General features: G+C 72.7%; 13 protein-coding genes. 2 read left to right on the top strand and 11 right to left on the bottom strand.

The features are described 5' to 3' along the window. Nucleotides 1-59 precede the first annotated feature (59 nt). Both ASD33_RS30855 and ASD33_RS30850 read right to left on the bottom strand, forming a co-directional pair. Complete coding sequence (locus tag ASD33_RS30855; protein WP_056567978.1) at nt 60-3,929, bottom strand: endo-alpha-N-acetylgalactosaminidase family protein; 3,870 nt, start codon at nt 3,927-3,929, stop codon at nt 60-62. A 129-nt stretch (nt 3,930-4,058) separates the two neighbouring features. After that, a complete protein-coding gene (locus tag ASD33_RS30850) occupies nt 4,059-4,568 on the bottom strand; it encodes a hypothetical protein (RefSeq protein ID WP_056567976.1) in 510 nt (169 codons plus the stop codon). A 326-nt stretch (nt 4,569-4,894) separates the two neighbouring features. Between ASD33_RS30850 and ASD33_RS30845 the strand changes: the two genes are divergently transcribed. After that, the gene (locus tag ASD33_RS30845; RefSeq protein ID WP_056567973.1) at nt 4,895-5,506 is read left to right on the top strand and encodes a YceI family protein; all 612 of its coding nucleotides are present in this window, start codon (nt 4,895-4,897) and stop codon (nt 5,504-5,506) included. Nucleotides 5,507-5,654: 148 nt separating this feature from the next. On the opposite strand, the gene ASD33_RS30840 is transcribed toward ASD33_RS30845, so the two are convergent. Next, nucleotides 5,655-7,271, bottom strand: a complete 1,617-nt coding sequence (locus ASD33_RS30840) for a TROVE domain-containing protein (RefSeq protein ID WP_056568200.1) — start codon at nt 7,269-7,271, stop codon at nt 5,655-5,657. A gap of 334 nt (nt 7,272-7,605) precedes the next feature. Further along, the gene (locus ASD33_RS30835; protein ID WP_056567971.1) at nt 7,606-8,757 is read right to left on the bottom strand and encodes a serine hydrolase domain-containing protein; all 1,152 of its coding nucleotides are present in this window, start codon (nt 8,755-8,757) and stop codon (nt 7,606-7,608) included. Between the two features lie 170 nt (nt 8,758-8,927). Here ASD33_RS30835 and dnaN point away from each other — a divergent pair, with 170 nt between their 5' ends. Further along, nucleotides 8,928-10,043 carry a DNA polymerase III subunit beta gene (dnaN, locus tag ASD33_RS30830; RefSeq protein WP_056567968.1) on the top strand — a complete coding sequence of 372 codons (1,116 nt, stop codon included), beginning with the start codon at nt 8,928-8,930 and terminating at the stop codon, nt 10,041-10,043. Between the two features lie 103 nt (nt 10,044-10,146). On the opposite strand, the gene ASD33_RS35900 is transcribed toward dnaN, so the two are convergent. The 7 genes from ASD33_RS35900 to ureA form a co-directional block, all read right to left on the bottom strand. Beyond that, a complete protein-coding gene (locus tag ASD33_RS35900; protein ID WP_056567965.1) occupies nt 10,147-11,505 on the bottom strand; it encodes a hypothetical protein in 1,359 nt (452 codons plus the stop codon). A gap of 53 nt (nt 11,506-11,558) precedes the next feature. Next, nucleotides 11,559-13,175 carry a citramalate synthase gene (gene cimA / locus ASD33_RS30820; protein WP_056567962.1) on the bottom strand — a complete coding sequence of 539 codons (1,617 nt, stop codon included), beginning with the start codon at nt 13,173-13,175 and terminating at the stop codon, nt 11,559-11,561. 283 nt (nt 13,176-13,458) lie between these two features. Then, nucleotides 13,459-14,787 (bottom strand): MFS transporter, encoded by a 1,329-nt coding sequence (locus ASD33_RS30815; protein ID WP_056567959.1) that lies wholly within the window; start codon nt 14,785-14,787, stop codon nt 13,459-13,461. A gap of 75 nt (nt 14,788-14,862) precedes the next feature. Continuing rightward, nucleotides 14,863-15,408 (bottom strand): TetR/AcrR family transcriptional regulator, encoded by a 546-nt coding sequence (locus tag ASD33_RS30810; RefSeq protein ID WP_242426950.1) that lies wholly within the window; start codon nt 15,406-15,408, stop codon nt 14,863-14,865. A gap of 99 nt (nt 15,409-15,507) precedes the next feature. Continuing rightward, nucleotides 15,508-16,545, bottom strand: a complete 1,038-nt coding sequence (locus tag ASD33_RS30805) for an agmatine deiminase family protein (RefSeq protein WP_056567956.1) — start codon at nt 16,543-16,545, stop codon at nt 15,508-15,510. A gap of 10 nt (nt 16,546-16,555) precedes the next feature. Next, nucleotides 16,556-18,238, bottom strand: a complete 1,683-nt coding sequence (locus tag ASD33_RS30800) for an urease subunit alpha (RefSeq protein WP_056567952.1) — start codon at nt 18,236-18,238, stop codon at nt 16,556-16,558. After that, nucleotides 18,238-18,936: an urease subunit gamma gene (gene ureA, locus ASD33_RS30795; RefSeq protein ID WP_056567949.1), complete on the bottom strand. Its 699-nt coding sequence runs from the start codon at nt 18,934-18,936 to the stop codon at nt 18,238-18,240. The genes ASD33_RS30800 and ureA overlap by 1 nt, the downstream gene beginning before the upstream one ends. Between the last annotated feature and the right edge of the window lie 166 nt (nt 18,937-19,102).

Raw genomic sequence — 19,102 nt, 5'->3', positions numbered from 1 at the left:
GGCAGCAGGCGGGGCAAGCGCTTGCTGCCCTGATGCCCCGTCCTGCCGCCCCGCTCGTGTCAGCTTCCGCAGTGGAAGCGGGCGTTGCCCCAGTCCGCGTGGTCGTTGCCGTTGCCGTCGCCGCCGTCGTCGGCCACCAGGTCGACGTAGGAGGCGCCGGTGACGTCGGCGGTGAGGGACCAGGCGGGGTCCGTGGCCCTGAGGACCGGGGACGTCACCTTCTCGGTGCCGTCCGCGCGCACGCTGAACCGGACGGTGCCCCGGACGGTCTGCACGTCGTCCACGCCGACCTCGGCGGTGAGGGAGGTGCAGCGGCCGCCCAGGTAGTAGCGGACGGTGGCGGGGGCGTGGCTGCCCAGGCCCTTGGCGTAGGTCACTCCCCCGATCCGCAGCGGGGAGCCGTCGCCGGTGCCGGTCTCGCCGTTGGAGAGGTCGCGCTCGACGGGGCCCCAGCCGTTGGTGGCCGAGGTCCAGTCCAGGTCGCTGGCCCAGCTGTCGGCGGTGGGCGGCGGGGGCAGGGTGCGGACGGTGGTGGCGGCGGTGAGCTTCCGCTCCTCGCCCCCGAGGCCGTACGCCAGGGAGGCGGTCAGCGGGTACGGCCGGTAGGCCGCGTCCACCGGCGGGGTGACCTGCCAGGTGGCGGTCGCCTTTCCGCCGGGGGCGACGGTGCCGAGGACGACGGGGGCGGCAGGTTCGGCGGTCCAGCCCTCGGGGAGCGTCAGGACGGCCCGGGCGCCGGTGACCTCGCCCGCCTCGTCGTTGCCGAAGGTCGCGGTGACCCGGTTCGGGCGGCCGGGCTCCAGGGTCTCGGGGGCGGCGAGGGAGAGCGTGCCGCAGGCGGCGCGTTCGGCGGCCGGTCCGAGGTCGGTGACGGTGAAGGCGTCGAGGACGAAGTCGGCGCCGTCCGGGGCGTCGCCCCGCTTGCGCAGACCGGTCCAGGTGTCGCCGCAGCCGGCGGTGACGGTCTCCGAGAAGTGGCCGTCGGCCTTCCGCTGTCCGATCGGGGTGCGGCGGGTCTCCACGGAGGTGCCGTCGGTGCGGTCGTAGCCGGTGACCCACTCGTACGCGCCCGCGTGGCTGGAGCGGTAGTCGTACTCGATCCGGTAGCTGCGGCCGTCCTTCATCGGGACCGTCCAGGGCGCGGTCCGGTAGACGAGTCCGCTGTTCTCGTCGTGGGACTTGAGGCTCTCGGCGCCGCCGATGACGTCGTCGATGAGCTTGCCGTTCCAGCCGGCCTGGGTGAAGGGCGCGTGCAGCTGGGCGATGTGGGTGCGCGGGTCGGTCGTACCGCCGGAGTCGCCCTTGAGGAAGGGGCCCCAGCCCTGGTCGACGGCCTCGAAGTCCTCGTACACGAGGGTTCCGGCCCTGGTGGCGGGGGCGTTGGCGACGATGCGGACGTCGTCGACGCGGACGGTGGCGGTGCTGCCGGCCGCGGCCTCGATCTTGAGCGGGGTGGTGCCGCCGGCCGGTGCGGTGAAGGTGACCTTGGCACGCTGGAAGCGGGTGCCGTTCCAGTCGGAGGCGGCGACCCGGTCCTGGAGGGCGGAGCGTTCGACGGTGACGGACCGGCCGCCGGCGGAGAGTGTGGTGGGCCGGGTGGCGCCGGGCTCGACCTCGATGAGCACGGAGGCGGTGTACCGCCTGCCGGGGGTGAGGCGGGTGATCTGCTGGCGGACCGAGGCGGTGGCGGCGCCGCTGAGCTTCGCGCTGTTGCGGCCCCGGTCGTCGGTGTCGCGGACGACGGTGCCGGCCGTGGTCCAGGCGTCGAGCCGGGCGTCGTTGAAGCCGGGGTCCTTCACCGGGGTGCCCTGCCCCCACCGGGGGGCGGCCTGGTCGGGGGCGCGGTCGGGGTAGAGGACGTAGGGCTGTCCGGCGACGGCGTCGAGGGTGACCTTCCCGTCGACGGGCCGTACGGTCTCGGTCTTCACGCGTCCGTTGTCGGTGAGCTTGTACACCGAGTACGAGCCGGCGCCGGGCGGGACGGCCCAACTCGTCGTGCCACCGGACCTGTTGTAGTGGTAGAGCTTCTTCCCGTCGTCCCAGGGGAGCAGATAGGCCTCGCCGTCGAGGACCTTGCGGCCGTGGTCGTAGAAGGTGCGGCGGCCGTCCTCGACGGTGCCGCGGACCTCGCCGGTGAAGGTGAGGTCGTTGCCGTTCCAGCGGGTGATCTTCTGCTGCTGGAGGTACTTGGCGGGCAGGTTCCGCTGCCAGATGTTGGCGGTGAAGGCGGTCCAGTCGGTCTCGCCGGTCCAGCCCTCGAAGTCGACGAGGGCGGTCTGGCCGAGGACCGGGTGGTTGTTCCAGACGTCCTTCTCGCCGTTGCGGATGAAGCGGACGATCCGGGAGTTGAGGCCCTTGTTGGTGGCGCCGCCGTAGTCGAGGTCGTTGGCCCAGTGGGACCAGAGGGAGGCCCGTTCGAACTTCTCGGACCACTCGGTGGCGACGTTCCACCCCTGGGCCTGGACGGCCCGCATCGTCTCGTCGGCGATCCACCCGTGGGTGTAGTAGACGTCGATGTAGAGGGTGGAGAGGTTGGGGTCGGTCTCGTCGCGCAGCTGCTGGAAGCGCCGGGCGAGGTCGCCGCTGTTGATGTCGCGGCGCTGGTCGATGTAGTAGCTCTGGTTGAGCCAGTTCCAGCCGGGCTTGGCCCTGTCGACGAGGGTCTCGCTGAAGTTCTTCGCCTCGGGGTACGACTCGGTGGCGTTGACGTGGACGCCGAAGTCCGCGCCCCACTTCCGGCCCTCCTTGAGGAGGACGTTGAGGTCGGCGAGGCCGCCGGCCCGCTTGTTGTAGTTGCCGCCGTAGTCGGGGTGGGCGGAGTCGTGGCCCTCGGAGCCGTAGCCCTTGAGCAGGGCGAACTGGCCGAGTCCGTCGGTGGAGAGCGAGATCCGCTTGACGTCGTCGAGGGTGCGCAGGAAGGGGTGGGTGGCCTGGGAGGCGAAGTTGAACGGGATGTGGGCGACGACCCGGTCGGGGGTCTCCTCGCTGCCGGGGGCCTTGATCCCGATGGTGCGGAAGGCGACGGCGCCGTCCTGCCAGTCGGTGGTGCCGTCGGCGTTGGCGTCGGGGGTGACGACGACCTTCGCCCAGGGCAGTGCCGCGCCGCTCGCGGGCTGCGGGGCGCCCTCGCCGCGGTAGGTCCACTGGCCGGACCAGACGCCGACGCGGGTCTCGGTGCCGGTGGCGGTGGTCTGCTTGCGGGCCTGGTGCCAGAAGCGGGCGCCGTCGCGGGCGGAGGCGCCGGCGGGCTTGTCGTAGCTGGAGTTGGACTCGACGGCGGCGGCCAGCTGCCCGGTGTTGACGAGGGCGTAGCTCGCGCCGACCGGGTTCGCGTCGGCGGCGGTCGCGTCGGTGACCCGGGCGAAGACGTCGGCGGTACGGGTGGAGTCCGGGTCGAGCCGGGTGAAGGCGGTGGCGGCGCCGGGGTCCGCGGAGCCGACGGAGACCAGGTCGTGGCCTGGTATGTCGAGGGTGCCGACCCGGAAGGCCTCGGTGTCGCGGACGGCGGTCACCCGGAAGGTGGTGGTCCGCCCCTCGACGCTCAGCCGGGCGTCGATCTCCACGCCGGGCAGCTCGGGGAAGGCGAGGGTGTACGCGGCGGAGGAGGCCGTCAGGACGGGGGCGGCCCGGACCGCGACCGTACGGGCGGTGCCGTTGAGCACGACCTGGGTGACCGGGGCCGTACTGCCGAGGAGGCGGGCGCCGGTCGCGCGGTCGGTGTACGAGAGGACGCGCGGGAAGTCCTCGGCGACGGCGACGGAGAGCAGGGGCGAGCCGATGACGGGGGTGGCGGCCGTGACGGTCCCGGCGAGCGGGGCCGGGGTCGCCGGGCCCTCCGCGAGGGCGGGCCCGGCCAGGGCGAACACGGCGGACGAGGCGGTGGCGAGTGCGCAGGCCGCACGGATTCTTCGCGAGTTCGGGAGGGGCATGCGCACTAGTTGGCCCGGCCCCGGCGGCACCGTCAACGAGATCACGCCATGCGGAGGCCGCCAGTCCAAGAACCCCCTTCGGTTAGTCCAAGTGACCACCGAAGAGGGCCCTTTCGGACGGTACGGGGGTCAGCAGCCGCCGCAGTTGTAGAACGTCACGTCCCAGTGGTTGCCCTCGTCGGCGTAGACGTTGCCGGCGCCGGACTTCCACTGCGGGGCCCCGTCACCGCGGAGGCCGATGTACGTGAACGTGTTCTTGACGTAGTTGGTGACGCAGGTGCCCTTGGCGAAGTCGAGCTTGTAGCCGTTCCAGTGCGAGTACGTGCCGCTCGCGTGGCCGGTCTCGGTGCCGCCGGTGATGTTGAGGGCGCAGCCGCTGGCGCTCTTGAGGGTCTGGGCGCCCTGGGCGGTGGGGAGGTTGAGCTGCTCGAAGGACGTACAGGTGGAGTTGTACCGGTCCGAGCAGCCGCCGGAGGAGGACCAGGTGATGCCGGAGTTCCGGAACATCGAGGTCGCGGTGGCGTGGCTGATCTTGGTGACGGCGTGGGCCTCGCCGGCGGCGGTGAGGACGCCGACGCCGGGCGCGAAGAGTGCGCCGAGGACGAGGCCGAGGGCCGTGAGGACGGAGCGGAGCTTCATCGGGAGTGCCTCCTGCTGATGACCGTGACGGGTGGGGACGGCGGTGCAGGTGGTGCCGGTGGCGCGTGGTGCGGGTGCGAGCGGTGGCGCGTGGTGCGGGTGCGAGCGGTGGCGCGTGGTGCCGGTGGTGCCGGTGGCGCGTGGTGCCGGTGCATCCGGTGGCGCCAGGGAGATGGTGCCGTAGTTCTACGCGCGTCCGCCAGAGGGCGTCGGTGTCGCCGTGACGCCGTCCGGATGAACAACTTCCCTAGATGTTGAAAGTTAAACGGAATGGAGTTACAGTCGTTCTCGTTGAAGGTTCAACAAACACCGACAAGGAGCATGTCATGGGTCTCTTCGGCCGCAAGAACACCGAGTCCGCCGTCGCCACCGCCACCCTGCCGGTCGACCCGGCCCTGGCCGCCCTCACCGGCGACTACACCATCGACCCGGCTCACAGCAGCATCGGCTTCACCGTCCGCCACGCGATGGTCACCAACGTCCGCGGCACCTTCGCCGAGCACGAGGGCGCGCTGAAGCTCGACGGTGCGAACCCGGGCGCTTCCTCCGCCTCGATCGACGTCAAGATCGCCTCCATCGACACCGGCATCGGCGACCGCGACGGCCACCTCCGCAGCGGTGACTTCTTCGACGCCGAGCAGTTCCCCCTGATGAGCTTCCGCTCCACCACCGCCGAGCAGCTGGGCGGCGACAAGTACCGGGTCACCGGCGACCTGACCATCAGGGACGTCACCAAGCCGCTCTCCATCGACCTGGAGTTCAACGGCACCGCGACCGACGTCTACGGCAACGAGCGCGTCGGCTTCGAGGGCTCCGCCGAGATCCTGCGCTCCGCATGGGGCCTGACCTGGAACGCGGCCCTGGAGACCGGTGGCGTGATGGTCTCCGACAAGGTCAAGCTGAACTTCGACATCTCCGCGATCAAGAACGCCGCCTGACCCCGGAGCCTCCTCCGGAACGCCTGACCCCGGAGCCCCCTCCGGACCGGCACACGAGCGCGCCCGCCCTCCGCAGCAGCGGAAGGCGGGCGCTCGGCGTTCCCCGGCGTTCCCCGGCGGGAGCGTTCCCCCGCGCGTGGGCCGCGGCTCAGCGACCGGTCGCCGTCCATGGCCATGCCGCCGCGCGCCCCGCCTCCACCAGGCCGACCATCCGGAAGGCGGCGTCCGTGAGCCCTCCGAAGGTGTGCCGGTGGGGGCCCGTGGGTGCGTGGGCGGGCAGGTACCCCGCCAGGTTCCAGGTATAGACCGGGACGTCGGCCGGGACCGGTTCGGTCGGGTCGCCGGGCCCGTACGCGGCGGTCTGCTCGTCGGTGACGATCAGGACCCGGTCGTGCTCCCGGTAGTGCTTCCGTATCGCCTTCGCGGTGTAGGTGCCGCCGAGGCTGCGGAACCGGTCGAGCACCGCGAGCACCGGCTCGCCCGGGGCGAACGGCACCTCCGCGCTGCCCCAGCCGAACTCCACCAGGTCCGCCCGCTCGGCGCGCTGGGCCAGCGCCGTGCCGAACACGGCCGCCGCGTCCGCGCGGGTCAGCCGGGACCGCTCGGAGACGGTGTCCCAGAACATGGAGTCGGAGCGGTCGACCAGGATCAGGGTCCGGCCGGGCAGGGCGGGGACGTGGGACAGGGAGTGCCCCAGCGCCTCCTCCAGCGCGGCCGCCCAGCGCGGCGACGGCGCGTGCCGGTGGGCGGCCAGGTAGCGGAAGGGGAACTGCCGGGCCCTGGCGACCTCGGCGGGGTCCGCGAGCCGGGCGGCGACCCCGGCCGCGGCTTCGTCGGAGATCCCCGCCCCGTCGAAGTTCCGCAGGTTCCGCAGGAGGGCCATCGACCCCATCGCGGGGATCACGGCCTCCCAGACGGCGGCGTCCATCGGCCCGTGGAGCCAGCCGGCCAGGGCCTCCCACGTCAGGCCCGCCTCGGCCAGCCGCTCGGAGCCGCCCGGGCCGGTCACCAGCGCCCGCCGCTCCTCCGGGGCCGTCTCCATCAGCGCCCGGTGGGCGGTCAGCAGCCGGTCGGAGGCCGGCGGAACCGCCTGCTCCGGGTGGTGGCGGCGGTCCAGGGCGTACCGGAAGAGGTCACCCTGCCAGGGCTTGTCGGGGTCGGGCGAGGCGTGCACCAGGTTGAGCACGTCGCCGAAGCGGAAGGCCTTCGACGCGGTGTCGTACTTGAGCAGGGAGCGCGAGGTGTAGAGCCGGCGCACGCCGTCGGCGACGCCCCGCTTCACGGGCTGCGGCACCTTGCGGCCGTACGTGGCGATCCAGTGGGCGAGCAGCTCGCCGGGCTCGTCGGCGCGCCGGAGCACCGAGTCGATCACGGACCGGTTGGACGGGCCTCCGGTCGCCCCGGCCGCCAGCCGGGCCCGGACGTACGCGGCGGCGCCCACCAGGGACGCCGTGCGCATGTTGCCCTCGCTCCGGAGCCAGCGCAGCAGGCCGGCCGTCCACTCGGGGTCCTCCACCGCGAGTTCACCGACGAGCCGGGCGTACCGCGTGTCGCGGTCCTCGCCGCTCTCGTAGAAGGTCCGCTGGGAGGCGAAGGCGCCGACGGCGAGGAGGTAGAGCTCGTCGCGGGGCTCCCGGACGAAGGCAGGAGCGCCCTCGTGGGTGTGGAAGTACTGGCCGGCGGGCCCGCGGTGAAGCCGCGGGGGCGGTACGTAGGCGGCTGCGGCGGCGGCCGCAGCGGCGGCGACGTGCGGGGCCACGAGCATCTCGGTCCACATCTTGGAGACGCGTCGGGTGTGACGAGGCAGGGAATCCCCCCGGATTCGGAGAACGGGAAGGCCCGGCCACACGGCCCGGCGGGCGACGGCCCGACCGGGCGAGGACTGCCCGGTGGCGGGTGGCGGGGCGAAGACGCCCGCGCCGCCGAGATCGGAAGTGGCGGCGGCGTCACTTGGTTTCGGAAGAAGTAGCCGCAGCCGAGCGCATCGGAGGCGCGGTCGCGACGCCACCCTACGAAACCCGGAGAGGGCGCGCCAATGAATTACGGTGCGCCCTCTCCGGCCCTTCCACCAGGGCGTTTCCCGTCGGAAGGGTGCGGCACTAGCTCCGCTTCGCGGCCGCCGCGACCACGGCAGGGATCAGCCGGTCGTTCTCGGCGGCGCCGGGGCCCCCGCCGAAGGCGAAGCGGCGGCGGGTGTAGCTGTACGCGAGGCCGGTCGCCGGGTCGGCGAAGGCCTGCGAGCCGGGGGCGCCGCTGTGTCCGAGGGCGCCCGGGCCGAGGGCCGGGTAGCGGGCGGCCATCGCGACGAATCCGAGGCCGAAGGTGTTCTCCTCGCCCGTCACCCTGTCCGTGCCCGCGGAGTGGATCCGGGCGGCCTCGGCCAGGGTGTCCGGCTTCAGGAGCGGGGGCCGCCCGCCGAGCTCGCCGGCGATCGTCGCGTACATCCGGGAGAGGCCGCGCGCGGAGCCGATGCCGCCGCCGGAGAGCGGGGCCTTCTCCCGCACCGTACGGGAGTTGGCGTAGCCGACGATGTCGAACGGCGGGTCCGCGTGGAAGTTGAACGCGATGCCCATGAGGCTGTCCGGCGCGATCGGGTTCGCCGCGAGGAGGGCCTGCTCGGCGGGTGTGGGCAGCATCGGCAGGGCCGTACGGAAGCGGGGTTCGAGCTCCTCGGGCAGGCCCAGGTAGTAGTCGAGGGCGTACGGGGCCCGGACCCTCTCCTCGAACAGTTCCGGGATCGTCCGGCCGGTGGCCCGCAGGACGACCTCGCCGACGAGGGCGCCGATGACGAGGGCGTGGTAGCCGTGGGCGGTGCCGGGCTCCCAGAAGGGGCGCTGGCCGGCGAGGCGGGCGGCGACCACCCGGTCGTCGGCCAGCTCGTCGAGGGTGAAGCCGCCGTCGGCGCCGATCACGCCGGACCGGTGGGCGAGCAGCTGGCGCAGGGTCAGCCTCCCCTTGCCCTCGGCGGCGAACTCGGGCCACCAGGAGGCCACTTCGCGGTCCAGGTCGAGCATCCCGTCCTGGACGAGGAGGGCGGTGACGAGGGCCATGGCGCCCTTGGAGGAGGAGTAGAGGCCGAGGAGCGAGTCCCCGTCGACCCCGTCGCCGCCCCAGAGGTCGACGACGAGCCGGCCGCGGTGGTGGACGGCGAGCTGGGCTCCGCCGTCCCGCGCCTCGTTCGCCACGACGGTGGCGAACTCCTCCCGTACGGACTCGAATCCGGGCTCCACCGTGCCGTGGACGTCAGTCATGTTCTCTCCCCCTGCTGATCGCTGTCACGCTCACAGCGAGGAACGATCAGGGGGGCGATTCCCTTCCCGTACGGCCGGATCCGTCCCCGGCCCCCTCCCCCGCGGACGGCCGGGACGGCCGAACCCGCTGGTCAACGCCGTTGTCAGTGGGGGTCGCTAGCGTCGGTGGCATGGAATTCCGTATCGACAGCTCCGTGCTGACCGACGCCGTGTCCTGGGCCGCACGCGTCCTGCCGGCCCGCTCCCCCCTGCCCGTCCTCGGGGGGCTGGTCCTGGACGCGGCGGACGGACGGCTGCGCGTCTCCGGCCTCGACCACGAGGCCTCGGCCCGGATCGAGGTCGAGGCGGACACCGACATCGAGGGCCGGGCGCTGGTCCTGGGCCGGCGGCTGCTCGACATCTGCAAGGTGCTCCCGCGCGGCCGGGCACGGCTCGCGGTGGAGGGCTCCCGGCTCACGGTGACCTCCGGCGACGCCCGTTTCGGGCTCTCCCTGCTGCCGCTCGACGACCACCCCGCGCCGCCCGAGCTGCCCGAGATCCGCGGCCTGGTGGACGGCGACGCCTTCGCCGCGGCGGTCGGCCAGGTGGCGGTGGCGGCGGGCCGGGACGACTCGCTGCCGGTCCTCACCGGGATACGCCTCGCCCTCGACGGCACGGTCATGACCCTGGCCGCCACCGACCGCTATCGCTACGCCGTCCGCACCCTGGAGTGGCAGCCGGGGACCGACACGCCCGGGAGCGGCACCCCCTCGGCCGCCGACGTGGTCGTCCCGGCCCGCCGCCTCACCGAGATCGCCCGCTCCCTCGCGGGCACCGGCCCGGCCCGGCTCGCCCTGGACGGCGGCTCGATCGGCTTCGAGAGCGCCGGGCTGCGCACCACCACCCGGCTGCTCGACGGGCGGCTCCCCCGCCACGACAAGCTCTTCGCCCTGGGCGAGCACGCCCTCGCGACCACCGGGCGGGCGCCGCTGACCGAGGCCGTGAAGCGGGTCGCGGTCGTCGCCGAGGGCGACAGCCCGGTCCAGCTGACCTTCACCCCCACGTCGATCCACCTCCAGGCGGGTTACGAGGACGACGTGGCCTCCCAGCACCTGCCGGCCACCCTCACCGGCCCGGACACGCTGACGGTCGCCTTCAACCCGAACTACCTGCTGGACGCCCTCACCACGCTGGACGCCCCGGAGATCCACTTCCACCTCCTGGGCCCGGGCCAGCGGGCACTCCTCACCGACGGCCCGACGGGCACCCACCGCCACCTCCTGATGTCGGTGAAGCCGCTGGTCTGAGGCACGTCGGCGACCGGGGTCGAGGTCAAGACCGGGGCCGGGGTACGGGTCGGGGTCGCGGCCCGGGTCGGGGTCGGGGTCGGGGTCGGGGTCCGGCAGGACGCTAGAAGCCGCCTCCGCCGTCGAATCCGCCGCCACCACCGAAGTCGCCGCCCCCGAAGCCGCCGCCGTCACCGCCGCCGAAGTCGCTCGACCCGAAGTCGCCGGAGTCGAAGTCGGCTCCCGAGAAGTCACCGCCCTGGAAGTCACCGCCGCCGTACTCGGCGGCGTAGGCCGGGGTGGAGAGCATCGAGCCGAGCATGGTGCCCATGAGGAGGCCCGGGAGCATGCCGCCGCCGAAGTAGCCGCCGGCCCAGGGGCCGTAGGCGGGGCCCGCCTCCCAGTAGGGGCGGCGGACGCCGTCCGCGTCGACCGTGCGGGCCACCGGGTCGAGCCCGTCGTCCAGGCGGGCCGCGTCGGCGGCGCAGACCGGGACCTCGCGGGCGGCGCCGCCGGCCGGGGACCAGGTGCGGTCCTCGGTGGAGGGGCCGTGGCGCGGGTCGAAGAAGCAGGGGGCGCGGCGCTCGGGCAGCGGGCGGGACTCACGGCGGGCGGCGAGCACCGCGAGGGAGTAGCGGCCGTCCTCCAGGGCCTGGGTGACCGCGCGGACGTCATGGGGGCGGCCCGCGGCGGCCATCAGGGACTTGGCGGTGTCGTACGAGTCGAGGGCGCGTTCGTAGTCGCCGCGCATGGCGTCGGTGGCGCCGGCCTCGGCGGGGTGGAAGTCGAGCCGTTCGAGTTCCTCACCGAAGGCGGTGATGTCCTCGTCGACGACGACCCGGAGCTTGTCGAGGGCGGCGCGCTCCTCGGCCTCCTTGCGGAGCCGGTTGCGGCGCACGACCGCGTAGGCGCCCGCGCCGCCGGCGACGACCACGGCGCCGAGGGTGACGAGTCCGGCGACCGGGACCCCTGAGTCGGTGCCGACGGAGCCCCAGCCGGCGGGGGCGGAGCCGTGCATGGTGGGCAGGGCGAGGTCGACGAAGTTGTTCAGCTCGGTGACCGCGTCGACGCCGGGCTCGCGCACGGAGGTGATGATGTTGCGCACCGCGTCCGGGGACATCACCGAGGCGTCGGCCTGCGCGTTGAACCCGTTGCCGAGCCGGACCGCGTACAGGCCGGTGATCCCGGTCTGCGTCCGCAGCTTCAGTACCAGGTCCTTCGGCGGGAACTCCGCGGTCGCGGGCAGGACCGCCACGAACAGCGGCTTGTCCGCGTTCTTGATCTTCTGGGCGAGGGCGTCCGCGTCGGCCTTGGAGAGCTGGTCGGCGGCGCCGGGGTCGACGTAGACCGGGCCCTGTTTCAGGGCGGCGGCCGCGTCGGACACGCCCGTGGCCCTGGCGCCCGCGGTGGGCGCCAGAGCCATCAGCAGGAGAAGCGTCAGCCCGGCGAGGGCCGACCACACGGACATCGCCCTGTTCCTCATGGTTCGACGCTACCCGAACCGGACGAAACAGAACACGGTCGGACCATGCGGGACTATTCGGCCGGGTCGATGCCCGCCCGCAGCAGTCCGTACGTGAAGGCGTCCTCCAGGGCCTGCCAGGAGGCCGCGATGACGTTCTCGCCCACGCCGACCGTGGACCACTCGCCGTTGCCGTCGCTGGTGGTCACCAGGACCCGGGTCGTGGACTCGGTGCCGTGGCGGCCCTCCAGGATGCGGACCTTGTAGTCGGTCAGCTCGAACTTGGCCAGCTGCGGGTAGATCCGCTCCAGGCCGACCCTGATCGCCCGGTCCAGGGCGTTGACGGGGCCGTTGCCCTCGGCGGTGGCGACGATCCGCTCGCCCTTCGCCCAGAGCTTCACGGTGGCCTCGTTGGCGTGGGTGCCGTCGGGGCGGTCCTCGACGATCGCGCGCCAGGACTCCGTACGGAAGTAGCGGCGGGCCCGGCCCTCCGCCTCCTCGCGGAGCAGCAGCTCGAAGGAGGCGTCGGCGGCCTCGTACGTGTAGCCCTGGAGCTCGCGCTCCTTGACCCGCTCGACGACCCGGCCGACGAGGGCGCGGTCGTCGCCGAGGTCGACGCCCAGCTCCTTGCCCTTGAGCTCGATGGAGGCGCGGCCGGCCATGTCGGAGACCAGCATCCGCATGGTGTTGCCGACCAGCTCGGGGTCGATGTGCTGGTAGAGGTCCGGGTCGACCTTGATCGCGGAGGCGTGGAGGCCGGCCTTGTGCGCGAAGGCGGAGACGCCGACGTACGGTTGGTGGGTGGAGGGCGTCAGGTTGACGACCTCGGCGATGGCGTGCGAGATCCGGGTCATCTCGGCGAGGGCGCCGTCGGGCAGCACCTTCTTGCCGTACTTGAGTTCCAGGGCCGCGACGACGGGGAAGAGGTTGGCGTTGCCGACCCGCTCGCCGTAGCCGTTCGCGGTGCACTGGACGTGGGTGGCGCCGGCGTCGACGGCGGCGAGGGTGTTGGCGACGGCGCAGCCGGTGTCGTCCTGGGCGTGGATGCCGAGGCGGGCGCCGGTGTCGGCGAGGACGGTGGCGACGACGGCCTGGATCTGGGCGGGGAGCATGCCGCCGTTGGTGTCGCAGAGGATGACGACGTCGGCGCCGGCCTCGTGCGCGGCGCGGACGACGGCCTTGGCGTAGTCGGGGTTGGCCTTGTAGCCGTCGAAGAAGTGCTCGCAGTCGACGAAGACCCGGCGGCCCTGCGAGGTCAGGAAGGCGACGGTGTCGCGGACCATCTCCAGGTTCTCGTCGAGGGTGGTGCGCAGGGCCAGCTCGACGTGCCGGTCGTGCGACTTGGCGACCAGGGTGACGACCGGGGCGCCGGAGTCGAGGAGTGCCTTGACCTGCGGGTCCTCGGCGGCCTTGCCGCCGGCCCTGCGGGTGGCCCCGAAGGCGACGAGCTGCGCGTTCCTGAACGCGATCTCCTGGGTGGCGCGGGCGAAGAACTCCGTGTCGCGCGGGTTGGCGCCGGGCCAGCCGCCCTCGATGAAGCCCACGCCGAACTCGTCGAGGTGTCGCGCGATGGTCAGCTTGTCCGCGACGGTGAGGTTGATGCCTTCACGCTGCGCCCCGTCGCGCAGCGTCGTGTCGAAGACATGGAAGCTGTCGTCGAGGCGCGAGCTCTCGGCGTTCTCCGTGGTCATGGCTGTGATGGCTCCTGTCGGATGTGGCTCCGGAAGGTATGGATCCACTTGCCCCCATTCTCACGCGCCGTCCGTTTCCGGCGTGGGTGGGGCCGGAAAACGAAAAAACCCCTCGCGGGTGCGAGAGGTCTGCGCGCGGGTCTGGGGCACGGTGTCCGCCCTGCGTGGGGATCGTTCCACGCGTCAGCGGTCACTGCGGACCGGCGCGCTGCTGCCGATAATCATGGTGGTAGCGAGCACGCCGGAAGTCTGACACAGGTGGAGGATCGACGGGCCGCGGGTCTCACGATACGGGCAGTTGATCTCGTTTCCGGCCCGGCAGCGCGGTGCCGTCCGTGCCCACCCGGCCCAGGTCGATGTCCCGGGTCTCCCGCATCGCGAGGTAGACGACCAGCGAGACGGCCGCGCAGCCGGCCACGTACCAGAAGAAGCCCGACTCGATCCCGGCGTCCTTGAACCACAGGGCGACGTATTCGGCGGTGCCTCCGAAGAGGGCGTTGGCGATGGCGTACGGCAGGGCGACGCCGAGCGCGCGGATGCCGGTGGGGAACAGCTCGGCCTTCACGCAGGCGTTGATGGAGGTGTAGCCGGTGACGACGACGAGCGCGAGGAGGGAGAGCCCGAGGGCCGGCCAGAAGGAGCCCGCGTGCCGGAGCATCGTCATGATCGGCACGGTGAGGAGCGTGGAGCCGACCGCGAAGGTGATGAGCAGCGGGCGGCGGCCGATCCGGTCGGAGAGGCGGCCGGCCAGCGGCTGGAGGCAGGCGAAGACGATGAGGGCGCAGAAGGAGACCAGGGTGGCGGTCTGCTTGGGCAGCCCGGCGGAGTTGGAGAGGTACTTGGTGAGGTAGGTGGTGTACGTGTAGTACGCCACGGTGCCGCCCATGGTGAGCGCGATGACGAGGAAGGCCTCGCGCCTGTGCGCCCAGAGGGCCTTGAGGGTGCCCTTCTGGTCGCCCGCGACCGCGTCGTCGGCGGTCTCCGCGTACACCTCCGTCTCCAGCATGGTGCGGCGGAGGTAGAAGACGACGGCCGCGCCGAGGGCGCCGACGACGAAGGGGACGCGCCAGCCCCAGCTGTGCAGGGCCTCGGTGGACAGGGTGTGCTGGAGGACCAGGAGCAGGCCGAGTCCGAGGATCTGGCCGGCGGTCATCGAGACGTACTGGAAGCTGGAGGCGAAGCCGCGGTGCTCCGGGGCGGAGGCCTCGGTGAGGTAGGTGGCGCTGGCGGCGTACTCGCCGCCGACGGAGAGTCCCTGGAGCAGGCGGGCGAGCAGCAGGACGGCGGCGCCGCCGTATCCGGCGACGGAGTAGGTGGGGGCGACCGCGATGAGCAGCGCGGAGGCGGACATCAGGGTGACGGTGAGGGTGAGGGCGGCCTTGCGGCCCTTGCGGTCGCCGACCCGGCCGAGGAGCCAGCCGCCGACGGGCCGCATGAAGAAGCCGACGGCGAAGATGCCCGCGGTGTTCATGAGCTTGGCGGTGTCGTTGCCCTCGGGGAAGAACGCCCCCGCGAAGTAGGTGGCGAAGCTCGCGTAGACGAACCAGTCGAACCACTCGACCATGTTGCCCGCGGACCCGACCCAGATCTTCTTCCAGTGCTCTCGTCCCATGGGCAGGAACCGTGCCGGAGGGAGCGCGGACCCAACAAGGGTGCAGCGCGCAACGATCGGGAGTACTTACGTGCCTTACGGTCGCGAGATCAGTGTTTCGGAGATGAACTCCCGTACATGTGCGAGGACTTGCTCACGGCCGGTGCCCGGGATGCCGACGGCCACGTGCACGCTGAAGCCGTCGAGCAGGGCCCGCGTCCGGGTGGCGAACCGGTCCGGGTCGACGGCCCGGAACTCGCCGCGCGAGACGCCCTCGGCCAGGATCGCGACCAGGTCCCGGTGCCAGGCCCCCTCGATGGCGGCCTGCCGGGCGCGGGCGTCGTCGTCGGCGTTCTGCGAGCGGTTCCAGACCTCCAGCCAGAGGGTCCAGTGCGGGTCGCGCGGCCCGTCGGGCACGTACACCTCGACGTACCCGTCGAGCCGGTCGCGCGCCGTCCCCGGCCGGGACAGCAGCGCGCTCCGCTCGGCGCCGAGCCGCCCCTCGCTCCACTCCAGGGTCTGCAGCAGCAGCTCGTCCTTGGTCCGGAAGTAGTAGAGGAGATGCCCGCTGCTCATCCCGACCTGCCGCCCGAGCCCGGCCATGGTGAGTCCGTCGAGCCCGCGCTCCGCGATGGTGTCCATCGCGGCCGCGAGCACGTCCTCACGGGGCGGGGCGGCCTGGTTGCGCCGGCGGTGCGCCGGGGCGGGGTGGGAGGGGTCCATACGGGTCACCCGTACGTTCTACCTCATGCCCTGCCCGCCCCGGACCTTCGGCTGCTGCTGGGTGATGCAGTGGATACCGCCCCCACCTGCGAAGATCGTCCGCGCGTCGACCAGGACGACCTCGCGTTCCGGGAAGAGGCGGCGGAAGATCCCGGCGGCGAGCTCGTCGTGGGGGTCGTCGAAGGCGCAGAGGACCACGCCGCCGTTGCACAGGTAGTGGTTGATGTACGAGTAGTCGGCCCAGTCGCCCTCCTCGTCCTTGAGGACGGTGGGGGCCGGGACCTCGATGACCTCCAGGGGGCGGCCCTGGGCGTCGGTCTCGCCGCGCAGGAGGTTCACGTACGTCCGCGAGCGCTCGTGGTCCGGGTGCGCCGGGTCCTGCTGGCTGTGGACGAGGACGGTGCCGGGGCGGGCGAAGGCGGCGACGATGTCGACATGGCCCTGGGTGCCGTACAGGCCGTAGTCGCCGCTGAGGCCGTGCGGCAGCCAGATCGCCTTCGTCGTGCCGAGCCGCGCGTGGACCTCGGCCTCGACCTGCTCGCGGGTCCAGCCGGGGTTGCGGCCGGAGCCGAGCTGGACGGTGTCGGTCAGCAGGACCGTGCCCTCGCCGTCGACGTGGATCGCGCCGCCCTCGTTGACGAGCGGGGAGGAGTGGACGGGGACGCCGGCGAGGTCCGCGACATGGCGGGCGATCTTGGAGTCGTGCTCCCAGCGGGCCCAGTCCTGGCCGCCCCAGCCGTTGAACACCCAGTCCACGGCGGCCAGTTCGGTGCCGTCGGTGACGAAGGTCGGGCCGATGTCCCGCATCCAGGCGTCGTCGAGGTCCCGCTCGACCAGGTCGACGTCCGCACCGACGAGGGCGCGCGCGGACTCCGCGTCGCCCGGGCCGACGACCAGCGTCACCGGCTCGAAGCGACGCACGGCGCGGGCCACCGAAGCCCAGGCCGTACGGGCCTCGGCGAGTTCCCGCTCGTCGGTGAAGGTGGGGTTGGTGCTGGGCCAGGCCATCCAGGTGCGCTCGTGCGGCATCCACTCGGCGGGCATGCGGAAGGTCATGAGTCGGGTCCTAGAGGAAGTAGAGGCGGTTGAGGGAGACGGACTCGGCCGCCTCGGAGCGGATCGGCGCGCCGTCCAGGGAGACCAGGCCGGTGCGGCCGTCGACCTGGACGTCGCCGACCCGGGAGTTGAACCTCAGGTCGGCGGGGCCGATGCCGCGGGTGCCGCGCACGGCGACCCGGCGGCGGCGGGTCGGCATCGCGTCGGAGCCGAGGTCGACGGCGGCCCGGGCGACGAACGCGACCGAGAGGTCGGCGGCCGTGGCGCCGTGCGCGCCGAAGAGCGGGCCGAGGACGAGCGGCTCACAGGTGTCGGTGGCGGCGTTCGGATCGCCCACGACCCCCCACGCGGGGAAGCCGGACTTCAGCACCAGCTGTGGCTTGGCGCCGAAGAACTGCGGCTTCCACAGCACGATGTCGGCCAGCTTGCCGACCTCGATCGAGCCGATCTCGTGGGCGAGGCCGTGGGCGATGGCCGGGTTGATGGTGAGCTTGGCCAGGTAGCGCAGCACGCGCGCGTTGTCGTCGTGCGCGCCGTCGCCCTCCATGGGCCCCAGCTCGGCCTTCATCTTCCCGGCCATGGCGAAGGTCCGGCGTACGGTCTCGCCGGCCCTTCCCATCCCCTGCGCGTCGGAGGAGGTGATCCCGATCGCGCCGAGGTCGTGCAGGACGTCCTCCGCGCCCATCGTCCCGGCCCGGATCCGGTCGCGCGCCATGGCGGCGTCGCCCGGGAGGTCGGTCTTCAGGTCGTGGACGGAGACGATCATCCCGTAGTGCTCGGCGACCGCGTCGCGGCCGAAGGGCAGGGTGGGGTTGGTGGAGGAGCCGATGACGTTCGGCACGCCGGCCATCTTGAGGACGTTGGGCACGTGCCCGCCGCCGCAGCCCTCGATGTGGAAGGCGTGGATCGTACGGCCTTCCAGGACGCTCAGGGTGTCCTCCACCGACAGGCACTCGTTGAGGCCGTCGCTGTGCAGGGCGACCTGGACGTCGTGCTCCTCGGCGACCCGCAGCGCGGTGTCCAGGGCACGGGTGTGGGCGCCCATGTCCTCGTGCACCTTGAAGCCGGAGGCGCCGCCCTCGGCGAGGGCCTCCACCAGCGGCGCCGGGTCCGAGGACGAACCCCGGGCCAGGAAGCCGATGTTGACCGGCCAGGCGTCGAAGGCGTTGAAGGCGTGCCTGAGGGCCCAGGGCGAGTTGACGCCGACGCCCCAGACGGGGCCGAACTCCTGGCCGATGACCGTGGTGACGCCGCTGGCGAGCGAGGCCTCCATGATCCGGGGCGAGAGCAGGTGGACATGGGTGTCGACGGCGCCGGCGGTGGCGATGAGGCCCTCGCCGGAGACGATCGTGGTGCCGGTGCCGACGACGACGTCGACGCCGTCGAGGGTGTCGGGGTTTCCGGCCCGGCCGATCGCGTGGACGCGGCCCTCGCGGATGCCGATCGACACCTTGCGGATGCCCTGCACGGCGTCGATGACCAGGACGTTGCTGATGACGACGTCGCAGGTCTCCCGGACGGCGGCGGCCTTCAGGTGCAGTCCGTCGCGGGCTGTCTTGCCGAATCCGGCGAGGAACTCGTCGCCGGGCTTCTGGGAGTCCGACTCGACGCGGACGACGAGCCCGGAGTCGCCCAGGACGACGCGGTCGCCGGCCCGGGGGCCGTGCACGGATGCGTACTCGTACGGGTCCATCAGTGGTCCTCCTCCGGGGCGTCGGCGCCGAGATATCCGCAGGCCGCAGCCCTGCGAAGGGCCTCGTCCTTCGCGCCGGGCGCGTCCAGCGGCCCGTCGACCAGGCCCGCGAAGCCGATGGCGACGCGGGCTCCGCCGATCGGTACGAGCGCGACCTCGGCCGCGCCGCCCGGGTCGAAGCGGAAGGAGGCGCCGGCCGGGATGGCCAGGCGCATGCCGTAGGCGGCGGCGCGGTCGAAGTCGAGGCGGGGGTTGACCTCGAAGAAGTGGAAGTGGGACGTGACACTCACGGGGACGGTCGCCGTGTTCCGTACCGGGAGGGTGAGCGCGGGCTCGGTCTCGGGGTGTCCGGGGCCGGGCAGCAGCGCGCCCGGCGCCCCGTCGCCCAGGCCGCCCCCGCCGATCGGGTCGGAGACGACCGCGAGCCGCGAGCCGTCGTCGAAGACGGCCTCGACATGGACCTCGGTGACCACATCGGCGACGCCGGGGAGGACGTCGTCGGGGCCGAGGACCGAGCGGGCGGCGTCGATCGCCTCGGCGAGCCGTCTGCCGTCGCGGGCCGCCTCGCAGACGGTGTCCGCGATGAGCGCGGTCGCCTCGGGGACATTGAGCCGCAGGCCCCTGGCCCGGCGGGCACGGGCGAGCTCGGCGGCGCCGAAGAGCAGCAGCCGGTCGCGTTCCGTGGGGGTCAGTCGCACGCCCCAAACACCTCCTGCAGTGACGACACGTTTGAGCGACACTCTAAATGCTGGGACGCCCGCTTCCAAGCATTGACGCGAGGTACAGGCACAGGCCACATTGAGCGCCACTCTAAAACTGTCCCGCCGCCGCCCCTCCTCGGGCGCCACTCCCCTCCCCAGGAGT

The sequence above is a fragment of the Streptomyces sp. Root1304 genome (assembly GCF_001426405.1).
Lineage (GTDB): Bacteria > Actinomycetota > Actinomycetes > Streptomycetales > Streptomycetaceae > Streptomyces.
This window is presented reverse-complemented; position numbering and strand designations above follow the sequence as displayed.